Consider the following 15,318-nt stretch of genomic DNA (forward strand, 5'->3'; position numbering starts at 1 on the left):
AACCACGTTTTTTTGTCTGATTATTAACAACAAATATCTCAAATCCCTATTCTATCGTATAAACTAGCCTGATTACGAAACTGGCGATCGCACCCTATAAGCTAGTTACAGAGATACTTAGGCAGTTTTTGGAGATGTCTAAGAGTAACTTGATCATGCTTCTTTTCCCCTTGACACTTTACGCTTTGCTCTATTTTCATAGTGAGGGGTGACAGCAATGCTGGCATTGCACCCATTGCCAAACTCGATTTTTCAAGTTTATTGTTGTTGGACAAAAGAAAATGTATGTAGTTGTTTTGAATAGGAATAAAATACCTTTCTCAGTTAGCCTTTAACCTTTACTCCGCTAAGTTCTCTTGGCTGAGTTTTGGATCTCAAACTGCTAATAAAAACGCAGAAGAATTTCATGTCAATCTTGGAGCTTTTTAAGCTTCTTGTTCGCTGCGTAGTCATTTTGGCTACGTTGCACTATGAATATTGAGCATTCAAAAATACTTACTATTAGAAATACATTCTTTTTATGATGATATCCGGATAAACTTAATTGAAAAAAACGAACCATATTTCTAATTTTTGTATTTTTTGATTCAAAATAAACTTTTTTGTATAAAACATACATGATTGTCATCAAACATACAGCTTTTATCGGTTGAATTGATGCTTTGATAGCTAGCTTGACTTTGTTGTTGTTTATCTTTAGTTACTACTTATGCTGATGAAACATTAACTTTAACAGTTCATTTTTCTTGATTGACTAAATTTTGTATCCGGAAAATTTTTTAGATTGTGAGAATATGTACATCAACAGTCAAGATAATGCCATTTTGGCTAAAAAAAATCATATCAATCAGCTTATAATGCATTCATGATTACAATTACTCTGCTCTTTAATTCGTTTAGTAACATGAACTATCAACAGTATTTAGGCAACTGACATATTTTTATGTTCGTAGTAAGGACTTTAGTCATTATTTGGAGGATTAGAATCCTCACTACAAACAAAAAATGAGATATTATTACACCTTGTGTAAGTCCTTGAAGATATACGTTAAATCTTAAAATATTAATCTGTAAATTTTTGTACACTTAGGTATTGATACTATGGAAAACTAGTCTTGAATTAAATGTACTTTTGCTTATGCAAATATTTTTTATTTCACATTCTCTTTATTTATCAACAGGAATTTTCATGCTGATTTTATCTTTTTTCTTCAAATTAGAGTAATCTAAAAGTAAGGAAGATAAATTTGTAGGCATGGAGTAAATTAGTTGAATTACAGCAAAATCATCGAAGCTCACAGCTGTAATTCCTCACTGTAACTACTCATCCAGATCATCAGGACAATGTTTTAGAGGGTGTTTTCCGAACAGATGAAGAAACTGCCTTTTTGAAAGCCAATCACAGCTGCATCTTCTACTCAACTATTAAAATTCATCCAGAAATCAAGCAAAAAGTTAGCAGGTGTACCCTTCAAGCTTTCCTCGTTGAGTGCAACTGCGTTAGAAGGACAAAATGAAAGGGATAAATTGTTACCTTTGTTGTTTTATCCTTGGCTTTTCCCGATTTCTTGCCAAGGCCAATCCTCGAAATAAAATGCCCAGCCGTCGCTTTCGCCTAAGAGGCGAAAGCGCGCTCTACCTTGGGTTTGGCCAAAATATTTTTAATACGGCTGGGCATTTTATTTTTTGGAGATCCCCAATGCGATCGCATAACTTAGTGACGATAAAATCAAAGTATTGACAAAATACCCAATACCCTACCCTCAAATCAGGGATTTTGGGTTAGTCAATCACTAACTAGGATTACTCGTCAAATCCAATGGATTATATTTTTACCAGTCTGCTTGTATGCTACTTGCTATTGCATCTCGCTACAAAAACCAACAGCAGAGTCTGTATCAAGTACTAAATATCCTAAATATGGGGCTGTTGATGAGGTGTGCTATTGGTTTTTGAAATTAATTATCTATTTTATGGATACTTTATTTTTTTATATGGGTATATGCACCCACACCATAAGCTAATGTTAAATAGGTGCAATATGCAGGCGCTGTTTCATGGCAACAAGTGGAGCCATTTTGCATTTGTCAATTTTGATTTTATTTGAGAGCCATAGCCATGAAGATACTTCCTATTAATAGATACAGGTTTTATCAGTCATTACAGCCGTTATTTTTGCTGAAGAAAATCACTAGTAAATCTACCACCGGTTGTTTGCAAGTTTTTACAGCTTCGGGTTCTTGGTCAATATATGTGGAGGAGGGTAAATTAATTTATGCGTGCTGTACAGAAAAAATGTTTGAGCTGCTTTACAAACACTTGCAGCGTCTAAGTCAAAAAATACCTACTCTCCACAATGGCATCAAAGAGCAATTGCGGGCAATTTTTGAAACTGGGATTGAGAATCAAGCAATACCGAATCCAGATTATCTAGGTATTTGCTGGTTAGTTAATCAAAAGTATCTTACTCCAGCTCAAGCTGGGATATTGGTGGAACAATTGGCCCTAGAAGTTTTAGAGTCGTTTTTGTTGCTAAAAGAGGGAAGTTACGAATTTACTCCAGAAAGCTTTTTGGATGAGATGCCAAAGTTTTGTCACTTGGATATGCGCTTGCTAGTCGAACGTTCCCAAAAGCGATCGCATCATGCATCTATCCCCAGTGGTAAAATAGAAAAATCCGGCGTTGACACAACAGCACCACAGTCAGACTCCTCTGGACGACGCCATCTAAATCATCAATCATCTTCAGAATTTGCTGTTACTCCCGGACAACAAACTTCCCAGAGGATATCTAAGGGCGAAGGTAAATCAAATCCTGGACAACAGCATCTCCATGTAGTCCCGCCAACTCAGCAACCACTGCCTAAACCAAGGCAGAATAACGTGTTGCCTCATCCTGTCAATCAGAACAACAGTAGCCGTCCCATAATTTCTCAACCAAATCCTGAGAAAAAACTTTACACAGTTTTCTGTATTGATGACAGTCCCACTGTCATCAATGCTATTAAGAAATTCTTGGATGATCAAATGTTTTCTGTTATGGGCATTAACGATCCACTCAAGGCTTTAATGCAAATTATTCGCCTCAAACCAGATTTGATTTTACTAGACATCGAAATGCCAAACTTGGATGGTTATGAATTGTGTTCATTGGTACGGAAACATTCTCACTTTAAAGATACACCTATAATTATGATTACAGGTAGAACAGGTTTTATCGATAAAGCTAGAGCAAAACTTGTGAGGGCATCAGGCTATTTGAGTAAACCTTTTACACAGGCAGATTTGGTTAAAGAACTATTTCAACACATTAAGTAGCTGTACGAAAATTTCGTATGAATTGTAGATGCACAGATTATTGTGTCATCTTCTATTTTCTGCAACATATAATTAGTTATACCATTTTAAATTTTGGATTGAGAATTGTTTTATGCTTCTGACTTGCTATCAATCCATGTATCGCTATATTTTTTTAAATTGGTATTACTACAAAAATGTAGGAAGCATAATAAAACTAGTTATCTCTATGTCATCACTTTTTGCTTCCTCAAAGTAGTTTTATTTTTGCTAGCTTATATTACTTATATAAATATCAAAAGGCAAAAATAGACGTTAATAAGCCTTGTTAAACAAGCATTTATCATTATTATTTGTAGTTTGATTTCCGCCGTTACGTACTAATAAATCTCAACATTAATAGACGTATGAACTAGTAACAGGCAGAGATTATTCAATTACTAATGCTTCATTCCAGAATCTAAAAATCGATTCTCCTATACCCCTATTTCTTGACTCACTTCACACTCTGAGTATAGAGATAACTTAATGGTTAACAGAATTAATTCCGAACCGAAAAACAGTGGTTATCATCGGCGCACATTGAGAACTACGTCCGAAACAGAAACTGTACTTCAGCGCCGAAGTTATTCTCTCTATTCTCCTATCAATAGTGTTATAGCATGGGCAAAACAAGTCAGCTTCCGAACCAAAGCAATCGCCTTTGCTGTGGCGATTTCCACCCTACCAACCTTGGGAGTGGGAGCGATGACATATTACTTAGTCAATCAATCCCTGATCAAAGAAATTAGTAATATCAAACAAACTAGCGCCCGCAATTTAACAGATAATGTTGAGCGATTTATGCTGAAACGATATCAAGAAATTCAGCTATTCGCTAACCAAAAATTTTTGATTGACTCCAAACTTAGGGATAGCCTGGATACTGAAAATAAAGTAGCACGGCTCAGTAACTTGCAAGATATTTATCAAGTCTATGAAAGTATTGCTGTTGTGGATCTCAACGGTAATGTGTTTTTGCAAACCCCAGGCGAATTACTTCCTAATCAAAAAAATCAGGAATATTTTCAAGCAGTTATAAAAAGTAATCAGCCATATATTAGCCAGCCATTTATCACTACAAATATAGAAAAATCAAAAATTTATTTGGCTGCGCCAGTTAAAGATAGTGTCACGAATAAAACTATTTATATTGTCCAAGCAGTTGTACCGATACAATCTTTAGAGCAAACACTGAATAAGCTTTCCAGAATTAACGATGAGTACCAATTAATAAATCCTGCGGGTAAGATTTTTTTGGCAACGGATCAGAATCACTTGGGTAAAGATGCTCAAAAAGTGATTCCCAAATGGGAGAAATTACAAACATCGCCGCAAGTAGTCACACGTATATTACGCGATCGCAAAGGTAAAGCTGAAGATTTAACAACCTTTGTTCCTTGGCAAAAAACAGCAGGTTTACCGGATTTAAATTGGCAATTAGTCTTGAGTACAGACAAAGCGATCGCCTTGGGAACCCAAAGACAATTATTATTAGCATTAGTCGTGGGAACGGTTGTAACGGCGTTATTAGTGGGTGCGATCGCTGCTATTTTAGCCAATCGTCTGACTCTACCAATTCAAACTGCCACAATGGTAGTCAAAAAACTGGCTAGAGGTAACTTTGACAGCCGTATTCATGTCCAAGGAGAAGATGAATTTGCTACCTTGGGAGCCAGTATTAACCGCATGGCTGATCAACTACAAGATTTGCTCAACAAACAAAAAATCGAAGCCGAACGCCTCAAGATGTTTACAAATATCCTCACGGTAATTCGGCAATCACTTAATTGTGAAGATTTATTTAATACTACAGTTACAGAAGCCAGACAAGCACTAGGAGCGCATCGAGTTGTTGTCTATCACTTTAATCCTCATGGTAGGGGACAAGTGATCGCCGAGTCTGTAGCACCCGGATTACCAGTAACTTTGGGTGATACCATTGAAGACACTTCCATTGCTAGGCAATTGGTAGAAACCTACACAACCAATGGTATTCTGATCGCCAACAACGTCTTTGAGACAGACTTGGTTCCCGAACATCTGAGATTGATGGAAAGACTACAAGTCAAGGCGATATTGGCGACACCAATTCTCAAAGATAATCAAATATTTGGCTTTTTAATTGCTCATTATTGCTGGGCGCCCCATGTCTGGCAACCTTTTGAAATTAATTTCTTGCGACAGTTAGCAGTGCAAGTGGGACTGGCTTTAGAACGAGTACATTTACTGGAAGTGAGCCAAGTACTGAAAGACTTTGCGATCCATTTATCTGCTACTCTCAATTCTCAGGAAATCTACAACTTGGCAGTTCAAGACATCCGTAAAGCCTTAAAAGTAGATCGTGTCCTCATCTGTAAATTTGATGAAAATTGGCAAGGTAGTATTTTAGCCGAGTCTGTAGTTGCAGGTTTACCTAACGTAGAACCAAGATTTCATGAAGCTGCTGTGCAAGATTACAGAGAAAAGTATCGTCAAGGTGGTGTACTGGCTGCTAACAATATTTATCAAGCAGGTTTTTCGGAAGTTTACGTCAAAAAGTTAGAATCTTTTGCAGTCAGAGCGCATTTAGAAGCACCAATTTCGTTGGGTGGTAATTTATTGGGCTTGTTAATCGCCCACCAATGTACCAGAACTCGCGTTTGGCAGCAAGCAGAAATTGAGTTGTTTGAGCAATTCGCCAGATTAATCGGACTGGCTTTAGAAAGAGCTAATCTTTTAGAACAAAGTGAAAAAGCTTCCGAACAGCAACGTCAGCAAGCAGAACAACTGCAAGAACAACTCAACAGACTCTTAGATGATGTTGTGGGAGCCAAAAGAGGCGATTTAACCGTACATGTAGAAGTTAGCAAAGGCGAAATCGGCGCGATCGCAGACTTTTGTAACTTTATTGTCGAAAGCTTGCGCGAAATTGTCATCCAAGTTAAAGCAGCAGCTACTCAATTAAATAGTGCGATCGCTGAAAATTCAGGAGTGATCAGCCAACTCGCCATTGACACATTCAAACAAACCCAGGAAATAGATCGTTCTCTTGATGTTGTTGATCAAATTCGGCTTTCCATCAAAGGCGTCGCCAAAAATGCTAGATTAGCTACAGCAGTTGCTCGTACAGCCTCTCCTACCGCCGAAATTGGCGACGCCGCGATGGCTCTCACCGTCGAAAATATCTTTAGCCTGCGGGATTCAATGGGAGAAACAGCGATAAAAATCAAGCGTTTAGGAGATTATTCCCAACATATTACTCGTCTGGCTTCCTTAATTAAACAAATCTCCTTACAAACTAACTTACTAGCAATCAATGCTGGAATTGAAACAAGCCGTGTAGGTAGAGATAGCAACGCTTTGATCTCTTTTTCTGAAGAAGTAGCTGCCCTAGCAACTGAAAGTGCTACAGTCACAGGTGAAATTGAAGGAATCGCCGCTAATATTAACCTAGAAGTTCGGGAAGTTGTCAAGACTATAGAATTAGAAAGCGCTCAAGTAATAGAAGTAACTCATTTGGTTGAAGATAGCAAGCACAGCTTAAATCAAATGCTCAATGTTTGTTGCCAAATTGACGAATTAGTACAGTCAATATCTCTCGCCACAGTCTCTCAAGTGCAAACTTCTAAAGAAGTCATTCATTTAATGAAAGAAATTGCTAAGGTATCTGAAATGACTGGTGGTTCCTATCGCAAAGTATCCGCTTCTCTGCAAAAAACTTTAGAAATTTACCAGCAGTTACAAGCAAGTGTTCGTAGTTTCAAAGTTTAAGTAAACTCGGCACAGATCCCCGACTTCTTGTAGACACCCGGAGAGTAGAAGTCGGGGTTATTGTTGTCCAAATAAATTAGTTAAACATTTCATTAAGAAAAATAAAAAAATTAAATAATAGACTTTGAATAATATTTGACAGTTTTATTGGAATTACTAACTTATAGTTGAGTAACTCCTGAGCAAACATTATCTGTTAATTAATTCGGAATTAAAAATACCTACGATAGCTGTTATTCATCTAAATTAATTTAGACATAGAGTCTTGTTTTTAATTCTGGATTACACATTCACCATGTATTCCCTTGTATTTGGTATCAGAAACAATTCCAGCTATGTTAAAAAATAGGGAACTAGAAAACCAGACACATTTTCTGGAAGAAGCTAACGGTAATTTGAATACCCTAGAATCTATATTTTTACAACTCAATTCTAAGTGTCAAAGCTATTCGTCAACTATTGAATTAGCCCTCAAAAAAGTTCATTTTATCAAAGCTGGTGCAGATATTTTAGGCTTTCCTTTACTTAGTAAATTTGCTCATCGTTTAGAAGATGCGCTAGAAAGTTTAAAAAAACAGACTAACTTTTTAGAAATTGATAGCGAGTTACACAGTTTACTCTTATCGGGTGTTGAATGGTTACGTCAGATAGTGGAATTACTTTCTGTTGGCTATGTTATAGATGAGCAATGGTTAGCAAGTTTTTGTTTTCCAGTCTTTGAGGAATTAAAAAAACACGTGAATGAACAAAATTCGGCACATAACAAGACACAACATCCACCATATAACGAATTGGAAGACATCATATTATTAATTTTTCAAACTGAGGTTGAAGAATATTTACAACACCTGAAATCTTTATTAGCTAAGACAGACAAGTATAACTTAAAGTCAGAAGTCATCATCATAGCTACTCAGTTGGGTGATTTGGGAGAACTACTGAATTTAAAAGCTTTTACTCAGCTTTGTCGGTCAGTCATCCAACACTTAGAAAAAAGTGCATCCTATGGAGATGTAACGGAAATTGCTCAATTAGCATTATTGACATGGCAGCGATCGCAAACATTGATACTAACAAAACAATTTGAGCAATTACCTACTAAAATTGTGACTAATTCAGGTACAAAAGTGAAAATTTTTGAGGAATTTACAGTATCAGAATCATTGTTCAAAAACGAAAATATCAGTCTAATTCCTTAAAATATCCTCAACTACAGCCTTGAGTTCTGGTAAATTATGCTCAATAATTCCCCAAATTCGATTCAGATTTACTTTCAAGTAATCATGAATTAATACATCTCGTAACCCTGCTATTTGTTGCCACGGAATACCAGGGTTTGCTGCTCTCAACTCAGGTGATAATCGTTTTGTGGCTTCCCCAATAATTTCAAAATTCCGAATCACAGCATCTTGAATCATCGGTGTGTGCATAAACACTTCTTTGCCATCACAAGTGTAAGATTCAATTCGCTCAATACATTCTTTAATATTGCTTAAATAGAGGCGGTTATCCTTCATAACATAACAGCCTCATTTAAGACTCGTTCTCGAATCCACTCATGCAAAGTTTCTGGTTCAGTTATGTCTACCTTGCGTCCTAGCAATTGTTCCAGTGATTGCATCAAAGCAATCTGGTCTAACAAAGTTCGTTTTGGTTCAATTTCTACTAGGAAATCCACATCACTATCTAGTTTTGCTTCTCCCCTGGCTACGGAACCAAAAACTCGTATATTATAAGCACCGTGTTGAGCAGCAATTTGTAAGATTTCTTCACGATAAGGTAGTAATAACTCGTCAATTCCCATAAGCCAATCTACACAAGTTAGCTATAGTCAATAAGCTTGATCATAACGGACGACAACTAGATAAAATCCTGTGCATCTTCACCACTGCACCAATTACCATGATCGCAGGTGCTTCAAATCCAGTTTGCTCAACTTGCTCTACAATTGTCCCCAATTCACCAATTAATTCTTCCTGATCTGGTCTTGTACCCCAACGTACTAAAGCAATCGGAGTGTCCAGACTCAACCCCGCCTTTACTAACTCTTCGGTAATATAAGCCAGATTGTGAATCCCCATGTATATTACTATCGTTTCCGAACCGTGAGCGATCGCACTCCAATTCACACTCGGTCGATACTTACCTGCTGCCTCATGACCAGTAACAAATGTCACTGAAGAACTATACAATCGATGGGTCAAAGGAATACCCGCATAGGCTGGGGCAGCAATTCCCGATGTAATACCCGGCACAACTTCCACAGATACTCCTGCTTGCAATAATTCTGCCATCTCTTCGCCACCGCGACCAAAAACAAACGGATCGCCCCCCTTCAACCGCACGACAATCGTATGTTCTTGGGCTTTCTCAATCATTAGCTGCGTCGTTTCTTCCTGCATCAATGAATGACGTCCCCGGCGCTTACCAGCATTAATTTTTTCAGCTTGGGGATTAATCATTTCTATAATTGCGGGACTGACCAAAGCATCATAAATCACGACATCTGCACACTCCAACAGCCCTTTACCCTTGAGTGTCATCAACCCCGGATCTCCCGGTCCCGCACCAACTAAATAAACCTTTCCCAAACAGTTCTTTTCCTCTTGATTATCGTCCTTGGTGTTTTGGCGGTTCATTCTTTGATCAAATCCCAAATTAAATCAGCTAATTCTGCACTTGCTCCTAAAGGTTCTGCTAGTTGCAAATCCAGATCAGGAGATTGTAATTGTAACTTTTCTGTTACCTGAGCGATCGCATCAGTTATTCCACCTGCGAATAAAAAGTATGGCAAAATTGCAATTTGCCTATGTCCAAGATTCATCAACTCTTTGACTTGGAATTCTAAACTTGGAGGTACAGACCAATAAGCAGTAACTGCACCTAAATTTTTCGCTATTGCTTCCACTGGTGTTTGTGAACCCGGACGGCGACTTCCATGAGCGATAATAATTCTCGCCGTCGCTGTTATCGTGGCGAATTGCTTTGCCAACAACCACTCTAAACCAGGGCGACTACCTAAATATGGTTGTAATTCTATCAAAATATCTTGACCAAGAGCCTGCCTAGCCAGTGCTACCTCACTGGGAATATCATCCATCACATGTACCCCCGGTAGCAAAAATAATGGCACAACTTTCAGAGCAATCTTCTCACAACTAGCAGAATTTCTCACAAACTGGATGATTTGCTCATGCAAAGATTCTGGATTTAGCTCTAAACACGCTGTACCAACTATAATTTCAGACCCAAGACTTTGGGCTTGCTGCATCACCAGCTTTGCTAACTGCTGCATCGCAACTCCTGGGCGCGGATCTCGGCTACCGTGGGATACTAGTAAACATGCAGGCATCATTAGCAACAGTACAATTTAATACATTTAATTAAATAATATTAATACAGATTTGCATTTAATCCTAGCTTTTTTAAACACAGAGGTTCGCAGAGTTTTTCCGAATTTGATTTGCTATGATTTGGTGAAATGTTGTACTTAGCAAGTTCTAAATATTTTTTATTATTTGTTGTTGGTTATTGGTGGTAAGGATAATTTTTCCAACCAACAACCACTACACAACTAACACCAAATACTAATTAATTACGACTGCTTTTCGGCGACAGGATCAGCAATGTAACGGAAAGTTGGTTCAGAATTCCAAGGACCACGTTCATCTTTGCCATTTGTGGACAAGTTGTAGTAAATATCGACAGTATTATCAGGTTGAATGTTGCCAAAGAATGGATCTGTTAATTTACCCAAAGAATCTAGTGCTTTCATAAACATTTGGGTGTGAGAGATTTCTCTAGTCAAAAGATGAACGAGAGTATTTTTAGTACCTTCATCTGATGCTAATTTAATTAATTCTTCGTAAGTTTGACGCGCGCCAGCTTCAGCAGCAATATCAGCTCTCAAATCACGTACCACATCACCACCTTCATTGACGTAATTAGCATTCCAAGCAACACCTTGGCTATCTAGTAAATGTGGTCCCATACCCCGTACAGCAAACAAAGTACTTTTATAAGCTTCAGTTTGGTCAACATTTTTGGTATGAGCTTCAATGAGTTTACCCACCATTTCTAGATGACCAAACTCTTCTATTGCAATATCTTGCAGCATATCCCGAATTCCAGGATTCTCACAGTGGAATGACTGAGTCCAATATTGCAAAGCCGCTGTTAATTCACCTGTTGCACCACCAAACTGCTCTAAAAGTAATTGGGCAAAACGTGGATTAGCTTCTTTGACGTCAACTACATGTATTGTCTCTTTTTTATGAAAAAACATCAGTTAGTTTCCTCTGTTGAAATCTTTGAATTGACAGCAAAATAATAGGGATAAAGCACTGCTGAAAAAATTCACTGCTTTATCCATTTACTAGATAGTAGTTAGTTGCTAGATTTCACAACTAACTACTATCTAGTTGCGAAAAAATATGTTTTTACGCTGCTCTATTTAAAAATGCTAAACATTACAGCAAATCTTTACCTTCTCCTAAAGAAAGACTTGCTGCTTAATTATTTATAACTAAAGCTTTATTGATTTCTGACAAAAACTTCATTAAAATGTTTATCTTAAATAAGAGTACAAAAAAAGTTAAATAGTAAGGATTATCATTTGTCATTGGGAAAAGACTTGTTAAATAATTCTCCCTTGTCCTCCTTGTCCCCCTTGTCCCCAATCCCTCATTGCTGTTCAGCCTTGTAAGTGTAAAACTGGTCAAAAGCTCCCAGTGTCTCAAATTTATAACCAGGTGTAGAGGGTAAAACAGAGTCAACCTTCAATGCAGGTATTAATGAATTTACATTGAAATTCGTACGATAAATACTAAAAACAATAAAATCTTGACGTTCCGTACTCTCAGCTATAACTTCCCGAATTTGCGGTTGGGCAGAATTTACTACCTGCCTGCAATTAAACTTTATGACATTTTCTAAAAATTTTGGAGTTTTTTTACAGACATTTGTGTTTAGATATTCTGTCAGTCTTTGTGCTGCGTACTCTTCATATTCAACTTGATTGGGATTAGTCTGGGTCATTACTACTCCCAAAGCAGCTAGACCAAAGACTGCCACATATGTAATAATATTTAGAACTCTCATTTTATATAGGGTGATTTGCTGTAGTCTTTAGACTCAAGATTACCTGACTCCGTTCCTTGAAAAAAATTTGGATTAATTTCTCAAGGAAGTGCTATAATAGGAAACGCAAATGGCGAGCGTAGCCAAGTGGTTAAGGCAGAGGATTGTGGTTCCTCCACTCGTGGGTTCGAGTCCCATCGTTCGCCCTCAGTAATCAAGTAGCAGTAATATATACTCAGTTGTACCAAGACTGGCAGGGTTTATGAGGGATGATTAGCTCAAATCTCAGATTTTTCTGGTTAATGTCTGGGTTTATGTGTTTATCTTTTCCCTAATCAAAGTTTGATGATAGTGCGCTAGTAGCTGCATTGGAATTAAATTCAAGCGGTAAGAAGAGCTTGAATTATTGGATTTACTAATTTTAGCGGAATTAATTCTACCCGATCCACGTTCTAGCATTGGCGATCGCTAACCTTAATGAATAAAAATAATTGTTGAATCTGCACACTGAAATACAGAAAATTTCTAGCAATACCCTGTGAAGAGAGGTATTTAGGGATTACAGACTAGAGATTAGAGAATTTAGTAGTTTACACTTTTGATTTTCACTACTTTACATATTTGCTAATGATTAGTTATGCTAGATACTAACTACTAACAACTAACCAATGTACAGATGTGCTATGACATGTCTGTACATTTGCTAGTAACTAACAACCAGTAGTAACAATTTTTAATCCTCATCAAGAGCCGGAAAAAATTCCTCAAATTGCCATAAATTATCTCTGTTCTCAAAAAACCAAATTCGAGTTGCTGGGGTTAATTTACTCCAAATAATTTCAGGGGAGACATGAGGAGATGCATATCGATATTCCTGGCCAAGAGCTTTGAGGTTTTCTGTGACATCGTCAGGAATACCAAATTCTTTCCAATCAACTTTTCTATATATTCCAGACACACCCGTAGCAGGATCAAAAATTAATTGTGCAGCTCTAATTAAGTCCGCAAAGTGTACTGGCTTGAGTTTGTTGATTTCTTGAATTTGAAGTGATTCGTTATTTTCGCGAGACATCGTTACTGGAGTGGTCAAGAGTAATTATTTGTGGGATTTACTTTGATGAGACTCCTACCCCGATGCCTCTAGTTTAGCGCATAGCAGCAAATGAGCGATCGCTTATCTCTAAGAACGCAGCTGTGCAAGCATTAGCGCCGGATTCCAGTAAGCACGTGTGGTTTGAATTTTGCCAAAATTGTTAATTTCAAACACTGTTATTCCTGCAAATGTCACTGATTTGTCATTTTTAGTTATTCCCTGCATAGTCCACTTAACGGCTGCTTCATTACCTGCAATAAAAATATGCTCAGTTGTTGCTTCTAATTTATTAAATACTGTTTTTAACTGGTTGATAAATGCAGCAAAATTTTCATGAATTTTTGTAGGTGGTTCTCCAACTGGGTCATAACTTATAGCATCTTCTGCAAAATTTTCAATCCAACCTTCACCATTCATGGCGGACATATTGGCAAAGTAGTTAGTAATTAAAGTTGTGATCGCTTCTTGTGAAATCATACTCAATAGGGGACTATAAAATATTCACTAAATTATGATCTAATTATTCACAAATATATACAGCTTTATCTATCAGCAAAGAATGTTTGTAGTGTAAAATTGCTAAAATTACAACTCTCATAATAGCGAATTGCACGTTGTAAGAAACTGGGATTAACTTGCCACTCGACTACAGCAAAAAAGTCTTGTTTAAGTGATATTCTTGCTGGACAAGTTATGGAAATATCATCACAGAAATGTAACATTTGAAAGCTATCACCTAGCTTTTCTAATTGACTCCACGAAATATCCATGGGAGATGACACTATGCAATCAGGGGTGATAGTTTTAGCTGTCCCTTTCCATTTGTTAATAGACTCTATAGACTCTTTTTGAAACCGAGGAGTTGGTGTTTCTGGAAACGAAGTTAAATTTTCGGGAATAACTACAATTTTTTCTAAATTGCCAGCCTGATCATATTGAATCACAACACTAGCGCGTCTATCTTCATAGCTCAAACCTGTCTCAAAAACCAAATTTGAACCTGATTCAATCTTTGAAGAACCCCAAGAAAAAGCATTATCTAAAAATAAGGCTCTGGTAATCGGTTTTTGATAAGGGCCAAAAGTCTTTGTCTCCTTTGTGCCGTCGGCGTATGTATAGTGATTTTGGTGATAAATTTCATTACCATCGGCACTATTTTTAAAACTTCTAATACAATGAAAACTCTCTATTATTTGTCCATCAGCAGAGTATCTTGTCCAAGTGCCATACCAATCTCTATTGACATGATATCGACAAAAATTATCCCAATTTTGTAGTTGTGCTGCTGTTTTATCTATGCTCATAAATTTTGTTGTGAGTGTTTTAGTTACTCTTCATTCTCAACTAGGACTGTAACCGCAGCGACAGCTATCAACATTTCGTCATTTTTATCATCGAGTTCAGGGATGGCTTTACCTTGAACAACCATTCCCCCAACTTCAACACTCAAGGATTTACGACCAAAAGGTAGTACAGCTAGTACCTCTTCTTGGCGAACTTGTTCGGGGTAGGGTACTGCAACTTGCACTTCTACAATCATCTCATTGGGATGACTCAAGCCCGCTACCTCCCAAACACCAGGTAAAGCATTGTTGGCGATCGCATTTCTCACAGCCCTGGCTGCTGCTACTGTTGGATCTTGTCCATGCTGATCTATCCCCATTCCCATTTCGATAATGAACCGTTTACGTGCCATAGTCATAGGATTTTGGATTGTGAAAGATTGACATCATCCATCGGGAGCATACCAATTTTTGAAAAAGATGTGGCGATTATAAAGATACTATTGGCAAAATTATATAAAAAAAGCGCCCTCCATTTTGGAGGGCGCTTTCTCATCTATTTAATTGTAAAGACTTACTGCATCTCGACTATCTGAGGATTAACCGTTGATAGCAGGAGCAGAGATTGCAACTGGTGCAGATTCAGCAGCAGCCAAGTCGAGAGGGAAGTTGTGAGCGTTACGCTCGTGCATGACTTCCATACCCAAGTTAGCGCGGTTGATGATGTCTGCCCAAGTGTTGATCACGCGACCTTGTGAGTCAATTACTGATTGG

General features: G+C 37.6%; 13 protein-coding genes, 1 tRNA gene and 1 pseudogene. 4 read left to right on the forward strand and 11 right to left on the reverse strand.

The features are described 5' to 3' along the window. Positions 1–2,118: 2,118 nt before the first annotated feature. From ACE1AT_RS05925 to ACE1AT_RS05935, 3 genes are all read left to right on the forward strand, one after another. Positions 2,119–3,318, forward strand: coding sequence for a response regulator (locus tag ACE1AT_RS05925; protein ID WP_374866360.1), 1,200 nt, complete (start codon positions 2,119–2,121; stop codon positions 3,316–3,318). A 507-nt stretch (positions 3,319–3,825) separates the two neighbouring features. After that, the gene (locus ACE1AT_RS05930; protein ID WP_374866361.1) at positions 3,826–7,089 is read left to right on the forward strand and encodes a GAF domain-containing protein; all 3,264 of its coding nucleotides are present in this window, start codon (positions 3,826–3,828) and stop codon (positions 7,087–7,089) included. Between the two features lie 335 nt (positions 7,090–7,424). Continuing rightward, the gene (locus ACE1AT_RS05935; RefSeq protein WP_374866362.1) at positions 7,425–8,288 is read left to right on the forward strand and encodes a hypothetical protein; all 864 of its coding nucleotides are present in this window, start codon (positions 7,425–7,427) and stop codon (positions 8,286–8,288) included. Here the strand turns inward: ACE1AT_RS05935 and ACE1AT_RS05940 are convergent. The 6 genes from ACE1AT_RS05940 to ACE1AT_RS05965 form a co-directional block, all read right to left on the reverse strand. Further along, complete coding sequence (locus ACE1AT_RS05940) at positions 8,277–8,606, reverse strand: DUF86 domain-containing protein (protein WP_374866363.1); 330 nt, start codon at positions 8,604–8,606, stop codon at positions 8,277–8,279. The two genes, ACE1AT_RS05935 and ACE1AT_RS05940, sit on opposite strands and share 12 nt — an antisense overlap. Then, the gene (locus tag ACE1AT_RS05945; RefSeq protein ID WP_374866364.1) at positions 8,603–8,893 is read right to left on the reverse strand and encodes a nucleotidyltransferase family protein; all 291 of its coding nucleotides are present in this window, start codon (positions 8,891–8,893) and stop codon (positions 8,603–8,605) included. Before ACE1AT_RS05945 ends, ACE1AT_RS05940 begins: the two co-directional genes overlap by 4 nt. 40 nt (positions 8,894–8,933) lie before the next feature. Further along, complete coding sequence (cobA, locus tag ACE1AT_RS05950; RefSeq protein WP_374866365.1) at positions 8,934–9,728, reverse strand: uroporphyrinogen-III C-methyltransferase; 795 nt, start codon at positions 9,726–9,728, stop codon at positions 8,934–8,936. Next, positions 9,725–10,444 carry a sirohydrochlorin chelatase gene (locus ACE1AT_RS05955; protein ID WP_374866366.1) on the reverse strand — a complete coding sequence of 240 codons (720 nt, stop codon included), beginning with the start codon at positions 10,442–10,444 and terminating at the stop codon, positions 9,725–9,727. The genes cobA and ACE1AT_RS05955 overlap by 4 nt, the downstream gene beginning before the upstream one ends. 240 nt (positions 10,445–10,684) lie before the next feature. Then, positions 10,685–11,374 (reverse strand): manganese catalase family protein, encoded by a 690-nt coding sequence (locus ACE1AT_RS05960; protein ID WP_374866367.1) that lies wholly within the window; start codon positions 11,372–11,374, stop codon positions 10,685–10,687. A 398-nt stretch (positions 11,375–11,772) separates the two neighbouring features. After that, positions 11,773–12,189 carry a DUF4359 domain-containing protein gene (locus ACE1AT_RS05965; RefSeq protein WP_374866368.1) on the reverse strand — a complete coding sequence of 139 codons (417 nt, stop codon included), beginning with the start codon at positions 12,187–12,189 and terminating at the stop codon, positions 11,773–11,775. Between the two features lie 112 nt (positions 12,190–12,301). Here ACE1AT_RS05965 and ACE1AT_RS05970 point away from each other — a divergent pair. Next, a tRNA-His gene (locus ACE1AT_RS05970) sits at positions 12,302–12,374 on the forward strand. A gap of 527 nt (positions 12,375–12,901) precedes the next feature. Here the strand turns inward: ACE1AT_RS05970 and ACE1AT_RS05975 are convergent. The 5 genes and pseudogenes from ACE1AT_RS05975 to ACE1AT_RS05995 all read right to left on the reverse strand — a co-directional run. Further along, positions 12,902–13,240, reverse strand: coding sequence for a hypothetical protein (locus ACE1AT_RS05975; RefSeq protein ID WP_374866369.1), 339 nt, complete (start codon positions 13,238–13,240; stop codon positions 12,902–12,904). 108 nt (positions 13,241–13,348) lie between these two features. Beyond that, entirely contained in the window at positions 13,349–13,738 is a 390-nt protein-coding gene (locus ACE1AT_RS05980) for a nuclear transport factor 2 family protein (RefSeq protein ID WP_374866370.1), read from the reverse strand. Positions 13,739–13,803: 65 nt separating this feature from the next. Further along, the gene (locus tag ACE1AT_RS05985; protein WP_374866371.1) at positions 13,804–14,565 is read right to left on the reverse strand and encodes a DUF3598 family protein; all 762 of its coding nucleotides are present in this window, start codon (positions 14,563–14,565) and stop codon (positions 13,804–13,806) included. A gap of 23 nt (positions 14,566–14,588) precedes the next feature. Beyond that, the gene (locus ACE1AT_RS05990; RefSeq protein WP_374866372.1) at positions 14,589–14,957 is read right to left on the reverse strand and encodes a Lin0512 family protein; all 369 of its coding nucleotides are present in this window, start codon (positions 14,955–14,957) and stop codon (positions 14,589–14,591) included. 186 nt (positions 14,958–15,143) lie between these two features. After that, positions 15,144–15,318 (reverse strand): annotated as a pseudogene (locus ACE1AT_RS05995) (photosystem II q(b) protein); the annotation flags it as partial.

The organism is Pelatocladus sp. BLCC-F211 (genome assembly GCF_041928655.1).
GTDB lineage: Bacteria > Cyanobacteriota > Cyanobacteriia > Cyanobacteriales > Nostocaceae > Pelatocladus.

Excerpts from the sequence above, each read along its gene's own strand:
- ACE1AT_RS05925 (WP_374866360.1), top strand. The coding sequence starts at position 2,119 with ATGAAGATACTTCCTATTAATAGATACAGGTTTTATCAGTCATTACAG.
- ACE1AT_RS05930 (WP_374866361.1), top strand. The coding sequence starts at position 3,826 with ATGGTTAACAGAATTAATTCCGAACCGAAAAACAGTGGTTATCATCGG.
- ACE1AT_RS05935 (WP_374866362.1), top strand. The coding sequence starts at position 7,425 with ATGTTAAAAAATAGGGAACTAGAAAACCAGACACATTTTCTGGAAGAA.
- ACE1AT_RS05940 (WP_374866363.1), bottom strand. The coding sequence starts at position 8,606 with ATGAAGGATAACCGCCTCTATTTAAGCAATATTAAAGAATGTATTGAG.
- ACE1AT_RS05945 (WP_374866364.1), bottom strand. The coding sequence starts at position 8,893 with ATGGGAATTGACGAGTTATTACTACCTTATCGTGAAGAAATCTTACAA.
- cobA (WP_374866365.1), bottom strand. The coding sequence starts at position 9,728 with ATGAACCGCCAAAACACCAAGGACGATAATCAAGAGGAAAAGAACTGT.
- ACE1AT_RS05955 (WP_374866366.1), bottom strand. The coding sequence starts at position 10,444 with ATGATGCCTGCATGTTTACTAGTATCCCACGGTAGCCGAGATCCGCGC.
- ACE1AT_RS05960 (WP_374866367.1), bottom strand. The coding sequence starts at position 11,374 with ATGTTTTTTCATAAAAAAGAGACAATACATGTAGTTGACGTCAAAGAA.
- ACE1AT_RS05965 (WP_374866368.1), bottom strand. The coding sequence starts at position 12,189 with ATGAGAGTTCTAAATATTATTACATATGTGGCAGTCTTTGGTCTAGCT.
- ACE1AT_RS05975 (WP_374866369.1), bottom strand. The coding sequence starts at position 13,240 with ATGTCTCGCGAAAATAACGAATCACTTCAAATTCAAGAAATCAACAAA.
- ACE1AT_RS05980 (WP_374866370.1), bottom strand. The coding sequence starts at position 13,738 with ATGATTTCACAAGAAGCGATCACAACTTTAATTACTAACTACTTTGCC.
- ACE1AT_RS05985 (WP_374866371.1), bottom strand. The coding sequence starts at position 14,565 with ATGAGCATAGATAAAACAGCAGCACAACTACAAAATTGGGATAATTTT.
- ACE1AT_RS05990 (WP_374866372.1), bottom strand. The coding sequence starts at position 14,957 with ATGGCACGTAAACGGTTCATTATCGAAATGGGAATGGGGATAGATCAG.